Raw genomic sequence first — 618 nt, forward strand, 5'->3', positions numbered from 1 at the left:
CTGAAGAAGCTGCTGGCCGAACAGATGCTGGATGCCGCCGCGCTCCGCGAGCTTCTTGCAAAAAAATGGTAGGGCCTGTCGCCCAGCGTGAAGCCGTCACGCATCTGAAGGCCGTCATGGGTCTTTCGGAGCGGCGGGCCTGCCAGATCATATCCGCCGACCGCAAGACGATTCGTTATCGGTCCAGTCGACCGCCCGAGGTAGAATTGCGGGCGAAGCTGCGTGACCTTGCCAATGAGCGGCGGCGTTTCGGCTATCGGCGACTGTTCATTCTGCTTCGACGGGACGGAGAGCCGTCCGGGGTTAATCGCATCTACCGGCTCTATCGCGAGGAAGGACTTTCCGTTCGCAAGCGCAAGGCCCGGCGGCGTGCCGTCGGCACGCGTGCACCGATCCTGGTCGAAGCGAAGGCCAATGCTCGCTGGTCGCTAGATTTCGTGCATGACCAGTTCGCCTGCGGCAGGCGCTTCCGCATTCTCAATGTCGTCGACGATGTGACGCGCGAGTGCCTAGCCGCCATCCCCGACACCTCGATCTCCGGGCGTCGCGTGGCGCGGGAACTGACGACACTCATCGAACGACGCGGCAAGCCAGGAATGATTGTCTCCGACAACGGCA

General features: G+C 62.6%; 1 pseudogene. It reads left to right on the top strand.

Features of this window, described 5'->3' with window-relative positions:
• A pseudogene (locus tag RRU01S_RS24920) lies at positions 1–618 on the top strand (DDE-type integrase/transposase/recombinase); the annotation flags it as partial.

The organism is Agrobacterium rubi TR3 = NBRC 13261, from assembly GCF_000739935.1.
GTDB lineage: Bacteria > Pseudomonadota > Alphaproteobacteria > Rhizobiales > Rhizobiaceae > Agrobacterium > Agrobacterium rubi.